This is a genomic window from Prochlorococcus marinus CUG1417, from assembly GCF_017695975.1.
GTDB lineage: Bacteria > Cyanobacteriota > Cyanobacteriia > PCC-6307 > Cyanobiaceae > Prochlorococcus_A > Prochlorococcus_A marinus_AG.
The window spans coordinates 585,826-603,719 of record NZ_JAAORN010000001.1; the positions used below are offsets into that span (position 1 = coordinate 585,826).

A 17,894-nucleotide genomic window follows, 5' to 3' on the forward strand; every position below is an offset into this window, starting at 1 on the left:
TTATATTATCAATAAGTTTGTTTTTTAAAAAAAAATAATCAAATTAAGTAACTGTTTTCTATAATAAAGATAGAAAAAAAGGTTTCGACTATTAATCTTACTTATTATCACGTTGCAAAGGATGTTCCTGAAAATAAACCTGACATCGCAGTGGTCATTGATGTTTTAAGAGCTACAACCACAATTTCTTGGGCTTTAAAAAATGGAGCTGATTCAATACAAGTTTTTGCAGATTTAGATTTATTAAAAGAATCTGCAATTAAGTGGCAACCTGAAAAAAGACTAATGCTTGGAGAGAGAGGTGGAAAGAAGATTGAGGGCTTTGATCTGGGAAATTCTCCTTTATCAGTTACAGAAAAAGTCGTTAATGGTAAAAGACTATTTATGAGTACGACTAATGGCACTAAATCATTGCAAAAAGTTCAAAATGCTAAGCATTTATTTGCGATGGGTCTTCCAAACAGGAAAGCAGTTGCCGAAAAAATCATTTCATTAAAAAGTGAAAATGTTTTAATACTTGGTAGTGGTTGGGAAGGTTCTTATTCTCTTGAAGATTCTTTAGCTGCGGGTGCTTTGGCTTCATACCTAAAACAGAACTGTGATTTCGAAATTAATATTCTGAATGACGAATTACAAGCTGCTTTGTCACTTTGGGATTTTTGGAAAAATGATATTTTGAAATGTTTAAAAACAGCAACCCATGGCAAAAGATTGACAAGTCTTGGAGATTATGAGGATGATTTTAAATGTTGTTCTGAACTTGATTGCTTAGATATTGTTCCAGCACAAGTTGAAAGAGGTGTGATTCGTGCCTCATGATTTACGAATTGGTTCACTAGGAGTAAAGTCTTGACTGATTTTTTGGTAGCTGCATTGCAAATTACGAGTACTTCAAATGTTGATGCAAATTTTATTGAAGCAGAGGAACAGATTGAATTGGCTGCTAGAAGAGGTGCTGAGTTAATAGGATTGCCTGAGAATTTTGCTTTTTTAGGAGGAGATGATGAAAAACTTAGATTAGCCTCTGAATTGTCAGAGAAGTGTGCAAATTTCCTAAAAACCATGTCACAAAGATATCAGGTATTTCTTTTAGGAGGAGGTTATCCCGTTCCTGCGGGTGATGACAGTCATACTTTTAATAGGTCAGCACTATTTGGGAAGGACGGACAGATTTTGGCAAAATATGACAAGATCCACTTGTTTGATGTTGATTTGCCAGATGGAAATTTATATAAAGAATCATCTACTATTTTATCTGGGGAGGAGTATCCACCTGTTGTGGATGTTCCGGGTTTATGCAAAATAGGATTATCGATTTGTTATGATGTAAGGTTTCCTGAACTTTACAGATATTTGTCTTCGAAAGGTGCAGAATTAATTATGATTCCGGCAGCTTTTACAGCGTTTACTGGAAAAGATCATTGGCAAATCCTTTTACAAGCGAGAGCAATTGAGAATACAGCATATGTAGTTGCTCCAGCTCAAACTGGGATTCATTATGGGAGAAGGCAAAGTCATGGCCATGCAATGGTAATTGACCCATGGGGTACAGTTTTGTCGGATGCTGGAAAAACTCAGGGAGCTGCAATAGCGCCTGCTGATAAAGAAAGAGTAAAGAAAATTCGGGAGCAGATGCCATCCCTGAAACATAGAAAAAATAAATTGTTTTCAAACTAATGATGAGGTTTTTAGATAATAAACTTTTTCGTTATTTATCGGTTTTTTTATTTTTAAATTCTTCAATACTCCCAGTTAAATCTTCAAGTGCTCTGGCAGCATGGGAAATAAAAAATAATGGTGTTTTAGAATTTAGAACGAAATCAAATACTAATTTAAAAGCATACTTTCAGAAGGCTAACCAAATATCTGGCGATAGATTCTGGATAGATTTTCCAGGAGAATTAAAAAATCCCAGAACAATAAAAGGTAATGGCCCAATAAAAGAAATTAGATTAGGCAAACCAAATAAGGGTAATACAAGACTAGTAATTGAATTTAAGGAAGAAACTTACTTGAAACCTTTGTCTTGGCGATTGGTTGGCTTAGATCAAAATAGGTGGAGAATAAAACTATTTGATCCTAAATATCCTTTTAAAAAGATTGGTGAAGGTCTAGTTGTTAAGAGAATAGGAAATATTAAAGAAAATCAAAACTCAATTCATAAGAAGAAAAGTAATTATCATTACCTGAAATTACCAGATGTAAAACAAAACAAATTTTCGGTTGTTATCGACCCAGGGCACGGAGGTCCTGATCCAGGAGCAATAGGTATTGGTGGTATTAGGGAAACTGATGTTGTACTAGAGGTTTCCAAAATAGTTAAAAATTTACTGTCTGAGAAAGGCGTCAAAGTAAGATTAACCAGAAAAAATGAAGTTGATTTAGACTTACCCCCAAGAGTTTCTTTTGCTAATAATACTGATGCAGATATCTTTGTAAGTATTCATGCAAATGCCTCAAGGGGGAAAAGAAGGGATATTAATGGATTAGAAACCTTTTACTATAGAGGATGGAGAGGTAGGTTACTTGCCAAAAAAATTCAAAAACAAATTCTAAGAGTTTCTCCTGGCAGTCCTGATCGAGGCGTTAAACAAGGTAGATTTTACGTAATTAAAAATACTAGGATGCCTGCAGTTCTTGTAGAAATTGGATTTCTAACGGGGAGATTAGATGCAAGGAGATTAGAAAAAACAACGCATCGAAAAAGATTAGCTTATGCAATTGCAAAAGGCATTCTCGAATATCTTTATAAAATAGGGTGAAGCTTAAAATAGGGATATTTGACAGTGGTATAGGGGGTTTTACTATCCTCAATTCTTTACTAAAAACACGTAAAGATGTAGAAGTGCTTTATTTGGCGGATACAAAAAGAATACCTTATGGCAGTAAAAATTTTAAAGAGATAAGATTAATTGCAAAGGAAATTTGCAATTTTTTTGTTGATAAGAATTTGGATGCACTTTTAATAGCTTGTAACACTACAAATGCATGTGCACTTGATATTCTGGAAGATAATTTAAAGATCCCTTGTTTTGATCTTATAAACTCAGTATCGGAAATAGTTGACAAACAAATAATTGGTGTTCTTGCGACTCAAACAACTGTTCGATCATCATATTACAAAAACGCTATAAATTCTAAAAAAAAGAATAAAAAAATATTTCAGCAAGAATGTCCAGAACTTGTATCAGAAATTGAAAAAGAAAAATTAAATCATGATAAGTTAAATTATCTTTCAGAGTTATACTTGAGACCATTAATAAATAAAAATATTGAAGAATTAATACTTGGATGTAGTCACTATCCTTTGATTTATGACTTTTTAAGAAAAAATTTAGATTTAAATATAAAAATTATTGATCCATCTGTAGCTTTAATAAAAAAATTTAATAAGTCTTTTGCTATTCCAAAAACTGTACGTTATGATCGTCTTTCTTATGAAAATGTAGATTTCTATGTTACTTCAGAAAAAGATATATTTTTGAAAAAAGTAAAATTTTGGTTTGAAATTAATAAAGAAATTAGGTTAGTAAACCTCCGAAGCAATGTTTGATTCTTTAATATATAGTTGAGGTCAATCATGAATACAGTAACAGAACTACTACAACCAGTTGAAAATGATCTTGATGATCTTATTCTTGAACTGAAAAATTTAATTGGAGCTGGTCATCCAATTCTTCAAGCAGCAGCAGAACATCTTTTTAGTGCTGGGGGTAAAAGACTTAGACCAGGCATCGTTTTGTTAATTTCAAAAGCAATATCACCTGAATTTATTTTAACCAATAGACATAAAAGGCTTGCTGAAATTACTGAAATGATTCATACAGCATCATTAGTTCATGATGATGTTGTTGATGAGGCTTCAACAAGAAGAGGAGTAGATACAGTACATAGTAGATTTAATACTAGAGTTGCTGTTTTAGCAGGAGATTTCTTATTTGCCCAAGCAAGTTGGCACCTTGCAAATCTTGATAATGTGAATGTAGTTAAATTACTTAGTAGAGTAATAATGGATTTAGCAGAAGGTGAAATTAAACAAAACCTAAATAGATTTGACTCTGCTCAATCTTTTTCAAAATACATTAATAAAAGCTATTGTAAAACTGCATCATTAATAGCAAATAGTTCTAAAGCTGCTGGAGTTTTAAGCGGTCTTAATGATGAAAACCTAACTTCTTTGTACGATTTTGGTAAAAATATTGGATTGGCTTTTCAAGTTGTAGATGACATACTTGATTTTACTGGAAATGATAAACAACTCGGAAAACCTGCAGTAACTGATCTTGCAAGTGGTTATCTTACTGCACCGGTTTTATATGCGTTAGAAGAAAATAAGAAATTATCTGTTCTTATTAACAGAGAACTTGCTGAAAAAGATGATTTAGATGATGCCCTAAATATCATTATGAATTCTAGTGCTATCGAAAGTTCCAGAAAACTAGCTGAAGATTTTGCAATGCTTTCTAAAGAAGCTCTAGTTTGGCTCCCTGATTCAGAATATAAAAGGGCTTTAATGGCCCTTCCGGAATTTGTCCTAAGCCGTATTTACTAGATTTTTTAAAAATAAATTATTAGAGCTAAATTAATATTAAAATTTTTGAAAACCATAAATTTTTCGACTAAATTTATTAAGCATAGATTTATTTAATGTCATTAGATAAGAAAAATTCAATTAATAACATACTTGAAGAAAAGAGAATTTTCCCGCCATCAAAAAAATTTGCAGAAAACTCAAATATTAGTTCTCAAGAAGAATTACTAAGTCTAAAAAAACAAGCGTCAGAGAATCCTATTCAATTTTGGGAATCTTATGCAAAATCTGAATTAGATTGGTTTGAGCCATTTCAAACTGTATTAGATTGTAAAAATGCGCCTTTTTTTAAATGGTTTAAAGAAGGGAAACTTAATATTACATACAACTGCTTAGATAGGCACATTAAGAAAGGGCTTGGAGGTAAGATTGCACTTATATGGGAAGGTGAACCCGGAGATAGCAAAAAATATACTTACGAAGAACTTCTAAAAGAAGTTTGTAAAGCAGCTAATGCATTAAAAGCAATTGGTGTAAAAAAAGGAGATTTGGTATGTATTTATATGCCTATGATTCCTGAAGCGATGTTTGCGATGTTGGCTTGTGCAAGAATTGGCGCGCCTCATTCAGTTGTCTTTGGAGGATTTTCTTCAGAAGCTTTAAAAGATAGGTTAATTGATGGAAACGCTAGATTTGTCATTACTGCTGATGGTGGCTTTAGGAAAGATAAGGTGATTGAACTTAAGCAAGCAGTTGATGCTGCAATTGAAAGTGGGGCATATAAAGTTGTTGAAAAAGTAATTGTAGTTCAACGATCCAAAAAAGATATTTCGATGGTTGATGATAGAGATTTTTGGTGGCACGAATTATTAAAAGATCAAAGAGATCAGTGTGAGCCAGAAATAATGAATAGCGAAGATAGACTTTTTATTCTCTATACTTCAGGCTCTACTGGAAAGCCCAAAGGTGTAGTACACACTACTGGTGGTTATAATCTTTGGTCCCATTTGACATTCAAATGGATTTTTGATTTGAAAGATGACGATATTTATTGGTGTACTGCTGATGTTGGTTGGATTACAGGCCATAGTTACATAGTTTATGGGCCCTTATCTAATGGCGCTACAACTTTAATGTTTGAGGGAGTTCCAAGACCCTCTAATTTAGGAGCTTTTTGGGAAATTGTTCAAAAATATAAGGTTTCTATCTTTTATACTGCGCCAACTGCAATAAGAGCTTTTATGAAGTCTGGGCGTGAAATTCCTGATAAATATAATCTTGAGAGTCTTAGACTTTTAGGTACAGTTGGAGAACCAATTAATCCTGAAGCATGGATGTGGTACAAGGATGTTATTGGTAATAATAAATGTCCCATAGTTGATACATGGTGGCAAACTGAAACAGGAGGTGTAATGATAAGTCCTTTACCTGGAGTGGTTGATACAAAGCCGGGATCGGCTACGTTCCCTCTGCCAGGAATCGAAGTTGAAATCGTCGATAAGAATGGAGATAAGGTTAAGGAGAACGAAGGTGGCTATTTAATTATTAAGAAACCATGGCCAGGAATGATGAGAACAATTCATGGCAACTCACAAAGATATTTGGATAGTTATTGGGAATATATTTCCTTTAAAGGAGAAAAAAATGTTTATTTTGCTGGAGATGGAGCACGCATTGATGAAGATGGTTATATATGGATTATGGGAAGAGTTGATGATGTTATAAGTGTTTCAGGACATCGGTTAGGAACAATGGAAATAGAATCTGCTTTGGTAAGTCATAAATCAGTTGCAGAGTCTGCAGTCGTTGGAAGAAAAGATGATTTAAAAGGTGAAGTTATAGTTGCTTTTGTATCTCTAGAGAAAGACGTGAACAGTTCTTCAGAATTAGTGGAGAATTTAAAGAAACATGTTGTTAATGAAATTGGAATTATTGCAAAGCCCGAAAAAATTATAATTTCTGACTCTCTTCCGAAAACACGTAGTGGAAAAATTATGAGGCGAATTTTAAGATCTTTGGCTGCTGGAGAAAAAATTAGTGGAGATATAAGCACTCTTGAAGATAGTTCTGTTTTGGAAAAGCTGAAAGAATTATCCTAATCAGATTCATCAATTAATTTGGAAATTTTTTTTATAGTATTTCTTTTGAATTCATCATCTGCCCAGTCTCCCAAAAAATTTTCTCTTAGTCCTGCGCTTGCAATTATAGTGTGTGTACCTTTTAACATTACCCCCTTAGAATTATCTTCTTTTCTTGCTTTTAGACAAGAAAATAATTTATCTGTTTGATCTAATTCGTCTGAGTTGAATTTTATTAGGAAGTTATTTTTTTGATTATATGTTTTTTCAATTAATCGCAAAGTTCTTTCAGGGCTTGGGCTGAATTCACTTTTGAATTCTAATTTTTGAGAAATTTGTTTCAATAATGGAATTGATTTGTTTGCGCTGAAGTTATTAAAACTAATTGATATGAATTTTTCGCAATTTCTTCCTCCGTCAGGTGAAATTAGATGAAGTTTACAGCCAAGGCTATGACCAATTCTTATTGAAGGAATTGATGCTCCTATTCTCTTGAATAAAGATATTCGGCAATTCTTGAAATCCCTCCATGCTTTAATAGCAAGTTGTTGGTGATCAAATTGTGGAGTGTATTTATATGCATGTACTGCATAGTTTTTTTTAATTAAACTCTCTATGAATCTTCTATAAGTTAAATCTGGTTTGGAAGCTAGATAACTTCCTCCAATAAATTCCACAATTTTTTTAGGATTTGAAGGCCAATAACAAAAATTGTTAAATTGATATTTTGTAAAAGTCATCTTTAATAAACTAAGAATGTTTCAAAAATTATTTTCTAATCATTTTTTTTAATTTATATTAATTTAAGAGAAATTTTTGTTAAATGCGTCAAGATAAATAAAAGTGTTTGCAGGTAATTGGAACAATTTAACAAAAAAGAATTAAATCAATTGGATTTTCTTCAGCGCCAAATTAATAGTAACCCCTCTGAAAAAAGTGTTACTTATCAAGATAAAAAAATTGAAAAAATTTTAATTCTTGATACTGAAACAACAGGTTTAGATGAAAATAAAGATGAAGTGATAGAGATAGGTTGTATTTTGTTTGATGTATCTTTTAAATGTGTACTTTCACAGGTCTCATTTTTATTCCCGGTCAATAATAATGAAGCCGAACATGTTAATGGTATATCTGCAGAAGTAACTAACATCTCGCAACCATGGGAAGATGGATTGAATTTCTTTTTAAAGCTTGTTGATTGTTCGGATTTCATCGTCGCACACAATGCAGAGTTTGATAAGAAATGGTTTGGGAAAGGAAGATTACCTAAACTTAATAAAAAATGGATATGTAGTTTAGAGGATATTAATTGGTCTTTTCAAAAATCACTAAAAAATAGACCCTCAGTAACTGATCTAGCTTTATCTTTTTCAATACCAGTTTGGAATTTACATAGAGCTTTATCTGATTGCTTTTATGTATCTGAGGTCTTCAAGAAATGCGATAATTTAGAAGAACTTTTACTTAAAGCTACTGAACCGAGGTTTTTATACAAGGCACTGATTAGTTACGAAGATAGGTCTTTAGCTAAAAATGCTGGGTTCAGATGGAATAGTCCTGTGCAAGGAGCTTGGTCAAGAAAATTAACTACTGATGAGGCAAAAAATCTTGATTTTAGAGTACAGATTTTGAATTAATATTCATTAAATTTTTGACTAAGAAAATATCTAGTGCGTCTTACAGGGCATCCATTTATTACCCATTTTATGTGCTCCAATACATCCGTATTTTGAGGCAGCCTTTTCAGCTTCTTGTTTAGAGTTAAATAGATCTGACATAATATTTTCTTTACTTGAGTTTGAAATTTGTTTGGAATGATTATGATGGTTGTTTTGAGAATTAGGTGAATACTCCCATATCCCCATAGTCGTTACACCCGCAGAGATGATTCCCATCCCTACTATTGATAAATTGACTATTCCCATTGCTACTGCCCCAAAAGAAAATACTCCCATCGGGACTATTCCAATACTTATTACTCCCATTGGCACTATTCCTATTGAAACTATACCTAGTGGCGCTATTCCAAAAGCAATTTTTTTTGGTTTTGTACCGCAATGCTGATTCTCTTTATTTTTATTAATTTCCAATAGTTTTTCTAAATGTTAAATTAAAATTATCTCACAGAACAACCGATCAAAAATTAATTTCTATTTGAATTAAAAATTTTGAATTATTTTCTAGAACTTTGGATAACCTAAAAAATCTTAGAGGAACAGTCGATCTATTGCCTGATCAATTAATAAAGTGGCAAAACGTTGAAAAAGTTTTATTAGAGCAGCTTGCAAGAGCATCCATAAAAGAAATAAGAACACCAATATTGGAAATGACCGAATTATTTATAAGAGGAATTGGTGAAGGGACAGATGTTGTCAGTAAGGAAATGTATACATTTCTTGATAGGGGGGAGAGATCCTGCACTCTTAGACCTGAAGGAACAGCCTCAGTGGCACGCGCATTAATACAAAATGGAATATCTTCTAATCCTCTTCAAAAACTTTGGTATATGGGACCTATGTTTCGATACGAAAGACCTCAAGCAGGCAGGCAAAGACAGTTTCATCAGTTAGGTGTTGAGTTTATAGGACACGATTCAGTAAGAAGTGATGTTGAAATTATTGCTTTAGCTTGGGATATCTTGGGTAAATTAGGAATAAAAGAACTTAATCTTGAAATAAATACGTTAGGCGATAGTAATGACAGATCAAATTTTCAAAAATCCTTTTTAAAATGGCTAGAAATAAATAAAAATTCTCTAGATTTAGATTCTCAGAATAGGATTAATAAAAATCCTTTGAGGATTTTGGATTCTAAAAATATTCAAACAAAAAAAGTTCTTGAAAATGCTCCAAAATTATTTAATTTTTTGTCTGAAAAAAGTCAAAAAAGATATTCAGACTTAAAAAAACAATTAGAGGTTTTAAAAATACCTTATGTGGAAAATTTTAATTTAGTAAGAGGTTTAGATTATTACACCCATACAGCTTTTGAAATTACTAGTGGTGCTCTTGGCTCCCAAGCTACAGTTTGCGGGGGAGGAAGATATGATGATTTAATTAAACAAATGGGAGGCCCAAATACCCCGGCAATTGGATTTGCGATTGGTCTAGAAAGATTGATTTTACTGGCAGGGAAAGAGCTTGAAGTTCCAAGAAATACCGATATTTATATTATTAATAAAGGCTTAATTGCTGAATCATTGGCTATGGATATATCTAGAAAATTAAGAAATTATGATTTGATAGTTGAATTGGATTTAAGTGGAGCCTCATTTTCTAAACAATTTAAAAAGGCAAATAAACTAAACTCAAAAAGTATTGTTTTAATTGGTGATGATGAGGCAGCTAAAAGAGAATTTACTATCAGGCTTTTTGATCAATCAGGAAATGGTAATAAAGAAGAGGTTATATCTTTTGACAATGATACTAAATTAGAAAAGTGGATTACTTATAACTTACTCGCGAAGTGATGCTTTTGAAGTTAGTAATAATTTTTCTTTTTATAATTATTTTTTTCAACTTTAGGAATTTTCTTAAATCAAATAGAAAACAAAAAATTTTGAAGGCTAAAAGATTAACAATTTTCAGTAAGAAGAATCTTAATAATTGGATGAATTTAACCAAAAAAGAACGTTACAACTTATCAAAACAAGATTCTGTTGACTATAAGGATAGAAGGAAACTTTTATTAGACGAAATTAGAAAAGAATATAAAAAAATATCTAGAGAAAATTCGGGTGAAAACATTAAGAAAAAATAATTATGGAAAAATTCTGGACTTCCAAGAAACCCATAAAGGGATTAAGACATTTTGTTTTGGTAAATGAGGTTAAAGAAGAAGGTAATATTATTTTTTTGATGGTTTCTGTAATTGATTCTGAAATTAGCTTTAAAATTACTTACGAAGAATTAATAAATAGTGGAAATTGGGACAAGGGTTGGATCAATCTTTCAAAGCATCAATCGATTACAGTAGAATACGTTAACTATAAATCCAGCAATAAAGAAGAGGGTATTGATGAGATATTTATTAATGAAGATTCTTTATTTAATATTTCTTAATTTTATTTAAATCTTTAAAATCTCTTTTCTTTGTAAATACTAGTTTTTTTGTTACTTAATAATTATTTAAAAGTTTTACCCCTTTCAAAAAAATAAAATTAACGTTATCAAGGATTAATAATATTTATTTAATTCAATGTTAGGGGATGTGTGGAGCTCATCTGAGTTGACCGCGGAAAAGCTGGGAATAACTGAAATCAAACTTTCTTTTTTACGTGAAAATGGAATACTCAAGCCTGGAATTCATTGGAAAAGCTCTCCACTCGGGCAGAAAAAACCTTGGAAACCCAAAGCGCTTTACAATATAAAAATGTGCAGACAAATAATTAATAAATTTTATTCTGAAGAAAACTATATTATTGCAGCCTAAAAAATAATATATTTTTTTATTAATTTGGGAAATATTCCAAATCTTTATTCTATTAGGTTCTCATCCTTACACTCAATTAGGGTATTTTGCAAAGTTGGATATAAGCTAATCATATTTATATATTGTTTTGATTTTCTGTAGGATTTTGCAGCCTTTTTGTAATGAACTTCAGATTTCATTTCTAGTGATAATTTTCTAGAAGACTCTTGAGAAGTAGTCATAATATTAGATGTCTCATCTCATATTTAATAATTGTTTGAGAATGAGGCAATAAATAGGATGGTTTAATGAAACAAAACATCGTTTAATGTCAGCAAAATGAAATTTATTAAAATTATTTGAATTGGAAAATAATGGTTTATTTTATGAAACTTATATCTCTAAGAATAATTTTTCTTCATTAAATCTACCTTCTTTGCTGTTGGATTGCCTTATAAAGATTTTTTGTTTAATAATTACTAGGATTACTAACCTTTACAATTTTGTTATTAATTCAACTGTTTGGTGAAATATAAAGTATTCTCAAAACGTTTAAGCTAATCAATTCCTAAATGCAAACCTATGGAAATCCAGATACTACCTATGGATGGTGGGCTGGTAATTCAGGTGTAGCGAATCGCTCAGGAAAATTCATTGCTGCTCATGTAGCTCATGCAGGATTAATTGTTTTCTGGGCGGGTGCATTCACCCTTTTTGAACTTTCACGATTTGACCCAAGCGTCCCAATGGGTCATCAACCTCTAATCGTTCTTCCTCATTTAGCAACTCTTGGAATAGGGTTCGATGCTAATGGCGTTGCTATGGGAGATACTAAACCTGTTCTAGCGATAGCAATAGTTCACTTAGTCTCTTCTATGGTTTTAGCAGCAGGGGGACTTTTACATTCTTTACTTCTTCCTGGAAATCTTGAAGATTCAGACGTGGCAAGAGCTAGAAAATTCAATATTGAATGGGATAATCCTGACAAATTGACATTTATTCTTGGTCACCATCTAATTATTCTTGGTTTCGCAGTTATTGCTTTTGTTGAATGGGCAAGAGTGCATGGAATTTATGATCCAGCTATTGGTTCTGTAAGACAGGTTGAGTATGAATTAAATTTGGCCAAAATTTGGAATCACCAGACAGACTTTTTGACTATTGATAGTCTTGAAGAAGTAATGGGAGGTCATGCTTTCCTTGCTTTCGTTGAGATTACTGGTGGTGCTTGGCATATTGCTACTAAGCAAGTTGGTGAATATACCAAATTCAAAGGTAAAGGTCTTCTCTCCGCAGAAGCTGTCCTCTCATGGTCATTAGCTGGAATAGGCTGGATGGCTATTATTGCAGCCTTCTGGAGTGCAGCTAACACAACAGTTTATCCAACTGAATTCTTTGGTGAACCACTTGAATTGAAATTTAGTATTTCTCCTTATTGGGTTGATACTGTTGATCTTCCTGATGGTGAGTACACTTCAAGGGCGTGGTTAGCTAATGTTCATTACTACTTCGGATTCTTCTTTATTCAAGGCCATCTATGGCACGCTTTAAGAGCACTAGGCTTTGACTTCAAGAGAGTTACAAATGCTATCAGTAATATTGATAGTGCAACAGTTACTCTTAAAGATTAATTCTTAAATTTAATTACTCATATCAAAAGGCTCCTCTTTAAGGGGCCTTTTTTATTTGAAAAATTTTGTTTATTAATTTAGATTTAGAACTATATGTTTTTGAAATCATTGAATATTTTTTCTTTACAGAATAAAGATATTTTTTCAAATTCTCTTTTAATAAGTTTTTTTGGATTATTAATAATATTTTTTTTGTTGATTTTTGGGAGGAAATTTAAACTTGCTGTACAACTTGAGAGGTTTGGCTTGCCGATAGCAGTTATATCAGGAATTTTAGGGATATCTATAGGCCCATTTGGAGCGATACACTTTTTGCCAAAAGAAACAATCAATGTATGGAGTAATTTTCCTACTCCTCTTTTATCATTAGTCTTCGCAACTTTAATGATGGGACGACCTATCCCTAATATAAATGGTTTAGTTAAACCAATTTTTAATCAATTTCTATTAGCTCTTTCCTTAGGTTTTGGACAGTTTTTTGTTGGCGGGTTAGTTGTTAGATATTTTCTGCCTCCGTCTATGGATACAAATCCTCTAATGGGATGTTTAATAGAGGTGGGTTTTGAGGGCGGTCATGGCGCTGCAACTATAATCGGCGAAAGTTTAAATAAACTAGGTTTCCCAAATGGTTTAGATCTTGGTTTAGCTATGGCAACAATGGGTCTTTTATCCTCTTCAATATTGGGTAGTATATTTATTTTTCTTGGTAGAACTTTAGGTATTTCAGATAATGAGGAAATTCTTGAACAAAAAGATATTGCAAAGGAAAAAAATAAGATAGGAATTTTTGCGGATTTAAGAATTTTTATAATAAATCTTGGATTCGCCGGCTTGGCAATTTCTTTTGGTGTTTTGCTCCTTAAATTTTTAAGGTCTATTTCAAGTTCTTTTGGTGACTTTTCAAAGGAAATTATTTTTTCATTACCAGTATTCCCTTTTATCCTTATAGGTTCGCTCCTTATAAGATATATTTTAGAGAAAACCAAAAATACAGAATTTATTTCAAATATTCTGCAAAGGGAGATTGGTATTTTATCTACAGATTTGTTGATTTTTACAGCTATGGCGAGTTTAGATATCGCAGTTGTTTTTGATAATTGGATACTTATTTTAGTGTTTACTATTTTTGGTTTATTTTGGAATTTAATTTGCATTGCTTATTTCGCATACTTTATTTTTGATGATTATTGGTTTGAAAAAAGCCTGATAGAGTTTGGGAATTCTACAGGTGTAGTAGCTTCCGGGTTACTTCTTTTAAGGCTTGCAGATCCTAAAAATCTTTCTAAGACTTTACCAATTTTTACGTCAAAACAGCTTTTCGCTCAGTTAATTCTTTCTGGTGGACTATTCACAGTTCTTGCACCATTAATGATTTCTAAAATTGGGTTAGATTATTGGACAGAAATTTGTGCCTTAATTACATTCGCAATTCTTTTTATTGCATTGATTTTTAATAAAATAGAGATGAAAAAGTTTCAATAACAACCCTAGAATGGTATTAGCCTAAATTTTATTTTAATGTCATTTACTCCCTACGATATTCCACCTCAAGAAAATAAAGGGAAGTGGTTTAGAAGTCATTTGCTGGGAAGGGAAATCGAACTAGGAGAATTGTATAGTCTTGGATCAAATGATTTAGATTTGCTAATGGCGGAGACTGCAGAAATTAGAAGCGATCTTGATTTTAAGGAAAAAAATATTGGAAAATTTAGGACCGCAGGATATTTTTTGGAGTTAGCAAGAATAATTGAAAAAAGGAAGTTGTTAGAAAGTTAATTAAAAGGAAAATAATTCTTTCTATAATTTGGTTCCCATAATTCGTATTTATACATTAAGGATTTAAATTCTTTATTTTTCTCAAATGAATCTAACCAGTTTTTTATTGCGGGTTCAAAATAATTTATCCTTTTTTGACTTTCACAAGCGATTCTAAATTGTCTTACAAAAGGCCAAACAGACCAATCAGCGATTGTCGGGCTATCTCCAAAAAAATATCTGTTTTCTGCAAGTAGTTCGTTCCATCTCTTTATAAATTTAATAGCATTTGTGAAATGAAATTCTTCATCACTATCTTTATATCGTGTGGCATATTTAAATCGATCTAAATGATATTTGAATTCGTTATCGTTTTCATTAATAATTTCAAAAATATCTTCTTTTTTGCTCTCAGGAAAATAAATTAATTTGATGTTTTCCTTTTTCGACTCTGAGAGAGCCCACATCATAATTTCAAGACTTTCTTCAATAACTTCACTATTTTTTTTTATCAGTATTGGAACCGTTTTCGACTTTGAATTATTTAAAAAATCTAAAGGTTTATTTTTTAAATCAATTTCTCTTATCTCTACTTTTATTTCGCAAATTAAAAGGGCCCATCTTGCACGAATTGCATATGGACATCTTCGAAATGAATATAAAATATCGTTTTTCATATTGTAAAAACTTTTAATTTCCCTAATTCTTTTAGTATTATTTAATTAGGAACAGTATTAATTTTACAACGCAAATGTCGGGATATGTTTACCTAATTAGAGTAGGAGACCTTTATAGGATTGGGAAAACAGATAATCTTGAAAAGAAAATTAAAAAATTAAAGCCAGATGAATTATTAACATCAATTATGACTAAGGAGCCAGAAACTCTTGAAGCAAGATTACTAAGAAAATATAAGTCGCAAAGAATTCCTGAAACTGGTTATTTAAAGCTTTCTAAAAGACAAATTAGAGAATGTAAAAAGCAATTTGAATTAAAGGGTAGCTTACCTCACACTTTAGATGCTGAAGTTTCTATAACTCTATTTGCATCTTTTTTATTGTTTTCATTAGGTTCTTTTATTTTTAATTATTTAAATTTTGGGTTTATAAGATCTATATCTTATTCTTTCGGAATGGCATCTCTACCAATGGTTATATTATTTATTACCGGTAGTTTTGGCGGATACTTTTCTGAAGATTTATCTCTTTTTTCATTGTTAACTAATCGAATAAAAGGTTTATTTATTGCAATTGCAATGCTTTCAATGGCTTACTTAATTTTTAATTTAGGTTAAATTTCATAGTTACAATTTAAGGCGATTTCAAATGGAACTGATTGGGTAGGTAACTTAAGAATAGTTGAGCATATTTCAGCAATATCTTCAGGTTGTGTCATGCTTGATTTGTCTAAAGAAGAGATATTTTGGGCCATTTTTGTATTAACCCAGCTTGGGCAAATTGCAGAAATCCTTATATTTTTATCCCAACCTTTATTTTTCATGGTTTGGCATAATCCCATCAAAGCAAACTTTGAAGAAGAATAAGCGGCTAAATCACCTTTGGATCTTTTCCCACTCATTGAAACTAAAACAATAATTCTTCCTCTTCCAGAGGTACATAAATGATCCCAAGAAAGCCTACACAAATGCCAAATTGCCAAAAAATTGATATTTAATGTATTTAAAATATCTTCTTCATCACCATCTTTGTATAAGAAAGGAACTTTCGATAATACTCCAGAACAATTTATTACTGAATCAAATCCTCCAAATTCATCTACGGTATTCTTTATCCAATTTTTGGCTGTAATTTTTTTTAAAGCATCATAGTGATTGATTATAATTTTCCCCTCCGGCCATTTTTTTGGATCAATAGCGCTTCCTTTTAATGATTCTAAATCTCTTATGCCAACACTGATTCTATTGCCTTCTTTTAATTCTTTATGTGCAATATTCAGTCCAATACCTCTATTGGCTCCACTTATTAATATGGTTCTCATTTTTTAACTATATGTTTGGAAATATTATCCTAAGTAACATTTTAAATTCTCTGCCATGCATAATCATAAGACCTTTCTTTACACTCCATGGAGCCTTAATAAACATTACGCACATAGCATAAACAATCTCTTTTAAAGAAAGAGTATCAGTTAGAAACCCATACCATTGATTTTTAGGTAGTTGGAAAAAACTGCCAAAAAATTCTCTCAATAGTTTCTCATCAAACCTCATGAGTTTTTCTAATCCAAATTGGTAAAGTGATTTCTTCCTAATTAATTCTTTTGACCATAAAGTTTCCCAACCTTTTCTAGCAATGTGATAGGTACTTAGATTTTTGTTTTTAATTGCTTCTGAGACTGCCTTGGCAACAAGTGGAGCTCTTCTTAAAACATTACCAATTAAATATCCAGATGCAGGATGTACCATTGAAGCAGCACCACCATACCCAAGTATTTGTTGTTTGAAATCTGGTATTGGCATATTCATAGGAAGAAATAAGCCAAGCTCTTCATGCTGCATGCTTGTGATTGATATATTTCGATAAGAAAGCCTCTTCTCTAGTCTCTCTTTTAAATTTTCCATTGTTAGTGGATTTACCAAACCAAGAGATGTCTCTTCAAGAAAATATTTCCCATCCCCCATATCCATGGCATAAAGAAAAGTTGGCGGTTCTTTTTTTTGCTCATCATTAAGATGGTCATTTCTATAGTCCATTAATACAAACTGCCCTTTCTTAAGTGGAGGTTTACTAAAATTACCTACTATCCCATAACAAGTTTGGACTGCTAAGGGACCACAGGATTTTAATTTAAGAAAAACAGGATCATACCCTGTTGCATCTACTACTAATCTTGCAGAGTAAGTTTTGCCATCTTTTGTAGTTACTATACTTTTGTATTTTTCAAAATGTATTTTGTTTGCAAAGCCTTGATGCCATTTAATAAAAGATTTATTGCATTCGTTAAACCAATAATTGTGGAGTTTCTTCTTATCAAATAGTCCATAATCTAGTGAATGTTCCGTGGCTTTATTCTCGTCGTCCTGCTCTTCTAAAGCACCATGCCCAAAAAAACTTACAGTATTCTTCCATCTATATTCAAGTAAATCCTGAAGCCCGAGTTGATCAACTTCTTTCCCCCAAATTCCATATGTATTTGGCCAAGGTTCATCTGGTCCATTTGGAGAAAGCACTTCAACGTCTAATTTTTCCTTCCCTAAAGCTGAGGCAATAGCCATGCCTGCAGGCCCTGCACCCAAAACAAGAACATCTGTCATATTTTCTTTTAACATTAAATATAAATCTTATGATTAAAGAAATTTATGGAACAAATTATTACCTCTGAGCCTAGAATTATATTTTTCATCCAATACATATAATGGGAGTAGATTAATAATAATCAAATTACTCAAATACTAGTGCCTAAGTTTTCAGTGTTTTAACAATAATTTATAAGATTACAAAATAAAAAAGTTTATTTATTTTTTTTATG

At 31.8% G+C, this 17,894-nt stretch carries 21 protein-coding genes; 15 read left to right on the forward strand and 6 right to left on the reverse strand.

Annotated features, from left to right (window positions below):
• The first annotated feature begins 90 nt into the window (after positions 1 to 90).
• The 6 genes from HA140_RS03265 to acs all read left to right on the forward strand — a co-directional run bounded on the left by HA140_RS03265 (position 91) and on the right by acs (position 6,630).
• Entirely contained in the window at positions 91 to 819 is a 729-nt protein-coding gene (locus HA140_RS03265; RefSeq protein ID WP_209040230.1) for a 2-phosphosulfolactate phosphatase family protein, read from the forward strand.
• 30 nt (positions 820 to 849) lie between these two features.
• Positions 850 to 1,677: a carbon-nitrogen hydrolase family protein gene (locus HA140_RS03270; protein WP_209039713.1), complete on the forward strand. Its 828-nt coding sequence runs from the start codon at positions 850 to 852 to the stop codon at positions 1,675 to 1,677.
• Entirely contained in the window at positions 1,677 to 2,762 is a 1,086-nt protein-coding gene (locus HA140_RS03275; RefSeq protein ID WP_209039714.1) for an N-acetylmuramoyl-L-alanine amidase, read from the forward strand. Before HA140_RS03270 ends, HA140_RS03275 begins: the two co-directional genes overlap by 1 nt.
• Positions 2,759 to 3,553: a glutamate racemase gene (gene murI / locus HA140_RS03280; RefSeq protein WP_209039715.1), complete on the forward strand. Its 795-nt coding sequence runs from the start codon at positions 2,759 to 2,761 to the stop codon at positions 3,551 to 3,553. Before HA140_RS03275 ends, murI begins: the two co-directional genes overlap by 4 nt.
• Positions 3,554 to 3,580: 27 nt before the next feature.
• Complete coding sequence (sds, locus tag HA140_RS03285; protein ID WP_209039716.1) at positions 3,581 to 4,552, forward strand: solanesyl diphosphate synthase; 972 nt, start codon at positions 3,581 to 3,583, stop codon at positions 4,550 to 4,552.
• Between the two features lie 95 nt (positions 4,553 to 4,647).
• The gene (gene acs / locus HA140_RS03290; protein WP_209039717.1) at positions 4,648 to 6,630 is read left to right on the forward strand and encodes an acetate--CoA ligase; all 1,983 of its coding nucleotides are present in this window, start codon (positions 4,648 to 4,650) and stop codon (positions 6,628 to 6,630) included.
• Here acs and HA140_RS03295 read toward each other — a convergent pair.
• The gene (locus tag HA140_RS03295; RefSeq protein WP_209039718.1) at positions 6,627 to 7,349 is read right to left on the reverse strand and encodes a DUF1350 family protein; all 723 of its coding nucleotides are present in this window, start codon (positions 7,347 to 7,349) and stop codon (positions 6,627 to 6,629) included. The two genes, acs and HA140_RS03295, sit on opposite strands and share 4 nt — an antisense overlap.
• Before the next feature lie 117 nt (positions 7,350 to 7,466).
• Between HA140_RS03295 and HA140_RS03300 the strand changes: the two genes are divergently transcribed.
• Positions 7,467 to 8,246 (forward strand): 3'-5' exonuclease, encoded by a 780-nt coding sequence (locus tag HA140_RS03300; protein WP_209039719.1) that lies wholly within the window; start codon positions 7,467 to 7,469, stop codon positions 8,244 to 8,246.
• A gap of 30 nt (positions 8,247 to 8,276) precedes the next feature.
• On the opposite strand, the gene HA140_RS03305 is transcribed toward HA140_RS03300, so the two are convergent.
• The gene (locus tag HA140_RS03305) at positions 8,277 to 8,699 is read right to left on the reverse strand and encodes a hypothetical protein (protein WP_209039720.1); all 423 of its coding nucleotides are present in this window, start codon (positions 8,697 to 8,699) and stop codon (positions 8,277 to 8,279) included.
• Positions 8,700 to 8,797: 98 nt separating this feature from the next.
• On the opposite strand from HA140_RS03305, the gene hisS reads away from it, so the two are divergent.
• From hisS to HA140_RS03325, 4 genes are all read left to right on the forward strand, one after another.
• Positions 8,798 to 10,078, forward strand: coding sequence for a histidine--tRNA ligase (hisS, locus tag HA140_RS03310; RefSeq protein WP_209039721.1), 1,281 nt, complete (start codon positions 8,798 to 8,800; stop codon positions 10,076 to 10,078).
• A 140-nt stretch (positions 10,079 to 10,218) separates the two neighbouring features.
• Positions 10,219 to 10,368, forward strand: a complete 150-nt coding sequence (locus HA140_RS09370; RefSeq protein ID WP_245156184.1) for a hypothetical protein — start codon at positions 10,219 to 10,221, stop codon at positions 10,366 to 10,368.
• 2 nt (positions 10,369 to 10,370) lie between these two features.
• The gene (locus HA140_RS03320; RefSeq protein WP_209039723.1) at positions 10,371 to 10,670 is read left to right on the forward strand and encodes a TIGR02450 family Trp-rich protein; all 300 of its coding nucleotides are present in this window, start codon (positions 10,371 to 10,373) and stop codon (positions 10,668 to 10,670) included.
• A 136-nt stretch (positions 10,671 to 10,806) separates the two neighbouring features.
• Positions 10,807 to 11,040 (forward strand): hypothetical protein, encoded by a 234-nt coding sequence (locus HA140_RS03325; RefSeq protein ID WP_209039724.1) that lies wholly within the window; start codon positions 10,807 to 10,809, stop codon positions 11,038 to 11,040.
• A gap of 44 nt (positions 11,041 to 11,084) precedes the next feature.
• On the opposite strand, the gene HA140_RS03330 is transcribed toward HA140_RS03325, so the two are convergent.
• A complete protein-coding gene (locus HA140_RS03330) occupies positions 11,085 to 11,261 on the reverse strand; it encodes a hypothetical protein (RefSeq protein ID WP_209039725.1) in 177 nt (58 codons plus the stop codon).
• Positions 11,262 to 11,591: 330 nt separating this feature from the next.
• Here HA140_RS03330 and HA140_RS03335 point away from each other — a divergent pair, with 330 nt between their 5' ends.
• The 3 genes from HA140_RS03335 to HA140_RS03345 all read left to right on the forward strand — a co-directional run bounded on the left by HA140_RS03335 (position 11,592) and on the right by HA140_RS03345 (position 14,426).
• Positions 11,592 to 12,650, forward strand: coding sequence for a chlorophyll a/b binding light-harvesting protein (locus HA140_RS03335; protein WP_011818131.1), 1,059 nt, complete (start codon positions 11,592 to 11,594; stop codon positions 12,648 to 12,650).
• A 93-nt stretch (positions 12,651 to 12,743) separates the two neighbouring features.
• Positions 12,744 to 14,132 (forward strand): sodium:solute symporter, encoded by a 1,389-nt coding sequence (locus HA140_RS03340; RefSeq protein ID WP_209039726.1) that lies wholly within the window; start codon positions 12,744 to 12,746, stop codon positions 14,130 to 14,132.
• Between the two features lie 36 nt (positions 14,133 to 14,168).
• Positions 14,169 to 14,426, forward strand: a complete 258-nt coding sequence (locus tag HA140_RS03345; RefSeq protein ID WP_011862645.1) for a hypothetical protein — start codon at positions 14,169 to 14,171, stop codon at positions 14,424 to 14,426.
• Here the strand turns inward: HA140_RS03345 and HA140_RS03350 are convergent.
• Positions 14,423 to 15,082, reverse strand: coding sequence for a glutathione S-transferase (locus HA140_RS03350; protein WP_209039727.1), 660 nt, complete (start codon positions 15,080 to 15,082; stop codon positions 14,423 to 14,425). The genes HA140_RS03345 and HA140_RS03350 overlap by 4 nt on opposite strands.
• Positions 15,083 to 15,156: 74 nt before the next feature.
• On the opposite strand from HA140_RS03350, the gene HA140_RS03355 reads away from it, so the two are divergent.
• Positions 15,157 to 15,699 carry a GIY-YIG nuclease family protein gene (locus HA140_RS03355; protein ID WP_032515764.1) on the forward strand — a complete coding sequence of 181 codons (543 nt, stop codon included), beginning with the start codon at positions 15,157 to 15,159 and terminating at the stop codon, positions 15,697 to 15,699.
• Here HA140_RS03355 and HA140_RS03360 read toward each other — a convergent pair.
• Together HA140_RS03360 and crtL are read right to left on the reverse strand one after the other, a co-directional pair.
• The gene (locus tag HA140_RS03360) at positions 15,696 to 16,403 is read right to left on the reverse strand and encodes an SDR family NAD(P)-dependent oxidoreductase (protein ID WP_209039728.1); all 708 of its coding nucleotides are present in this window, start codon (positions 16,401 to 16,403) and stop codon (positions 15,696 to 15,698) included. The two genes, HA140_RS03355 and HA140_RS03360, sit on opposite strands and share 4 nt — an antisense overlap.
• 7 nt (positions 16,404 to 16,410) lie before the next feature.
• On the reverse strand, positions 16,411 to 17,694 hold the full coding sequence (crtL, locus tag HA140_RS03365; protein ID WP_209039729.1) for a lycopene beta cyclase: 1,284 nt from the start codon (positions 17,692 to 17,694) through the stop codon (positions 16,411 to 16,413).
• Between the last annotated feature and the right edge of the window lie 200 nt (positions 17,695 to 17,894).

Bases quoted from the DNA above. Each gene is read 5' to 3' on its own strand.
- HA140_RS03275 (WP_209039714.1), top strand. From the start codon at position 1,677: ATGATGAGGTTTTTAGATAATAAACTTTTTCGTTATTTATCGGTTTTT.
- sds (WP_209039716.1), top strand. From the start codon at position 3,581: ATGAATACAGTAACAGAACTACTACAACCAGTTGAAAATGATCTTGAT.
- acs (WP_209039717.1), top strand. From the start codon at position 4,648: ATGTCATTAGATAAGAAAAATTCAATTAATAACATACTTGAAGAAAAG.
- HA140_RS03295 (WP_209039718.1), bottom strand. From the start codon at position 7,349: ATGACTTTTACAAAATATCAATTTAACAATTTTTGTTATTGGCCTTCA.
- HA140_RS09370 (WP_245156184.1), top strand. From the start codon at position 10,219: ATGAATTTAACCAAAAAAGAACGTTACAACTTATCAAAACAAGATTCT.
- HA140_RS03320 (WP_209039723.1), top strand. From the start codon at position 10,371: ATGGAAAAATTCTGGACTTCCAAGAAACCCATAAAGGGATTAAGACAT.
- HA140_RS03325 (WP_209039724.1), top strand. From the start codon at position 10,807: ATGTTAGGGGATGTGTGGAGCTCATCTGAGTTGACCGCGGAAAAGCTG.
- HA140_RS03330 (WP_209039725.1), bottom strand. From the start codon at position 11,261: ATGACTACTTCTCAAGAGTCTTCTAGAAAATTATCACTAGAAATGAAA.
- HA140_RS03335 (WP_011818131.1), top strand. From the start codon at position 11,592: ATGCAAACCTATGGAAATCCAGATACTACCTATGGATGGTGGGCTGGT.
- HA140_RS03340 (WP_209039726.1), top strand. From the start codon at position 12,744: ATGTTTTTGAAATCATTGAATATTTTTTCTTTACAGAATAAAGATATT.
- HA140_RS03345 (WP_011862645.1), top strand. From the start codon at position 14,169: ATGTCATTTACTCCCTACGATATTCCACCTCAAGAAAATAAAGGGAAG.
- HA140_RS03350 (WP_209039727.1), bottom strand. From the start codon at position 15,082: ATGAAAAACGATATTTTATATTCATTTCGAAGATGTCCATATGCAATT.
- HA140_RS03355 (WP_032515764.1), top strand. From the start codon at position 15,157: ATGTCGGGATATGTTTACCTAATTAGAGTAGGAGACCTTTATAGGATT.
- HA140_RS03360 (WP_209039728.1), bottom strand. From the start codon at position 16,403: ATGAGAACCATATTAATAAGTGGAGCCAATAGAGGTATTGGACTGAAT.
- crtL (WP_209039729.1), bottom strand. From the start codon at position 17,694: ATGTTAAAAGAAAATATGACAGATGTTCTTGTTTTGGGTGCAGGGCCT.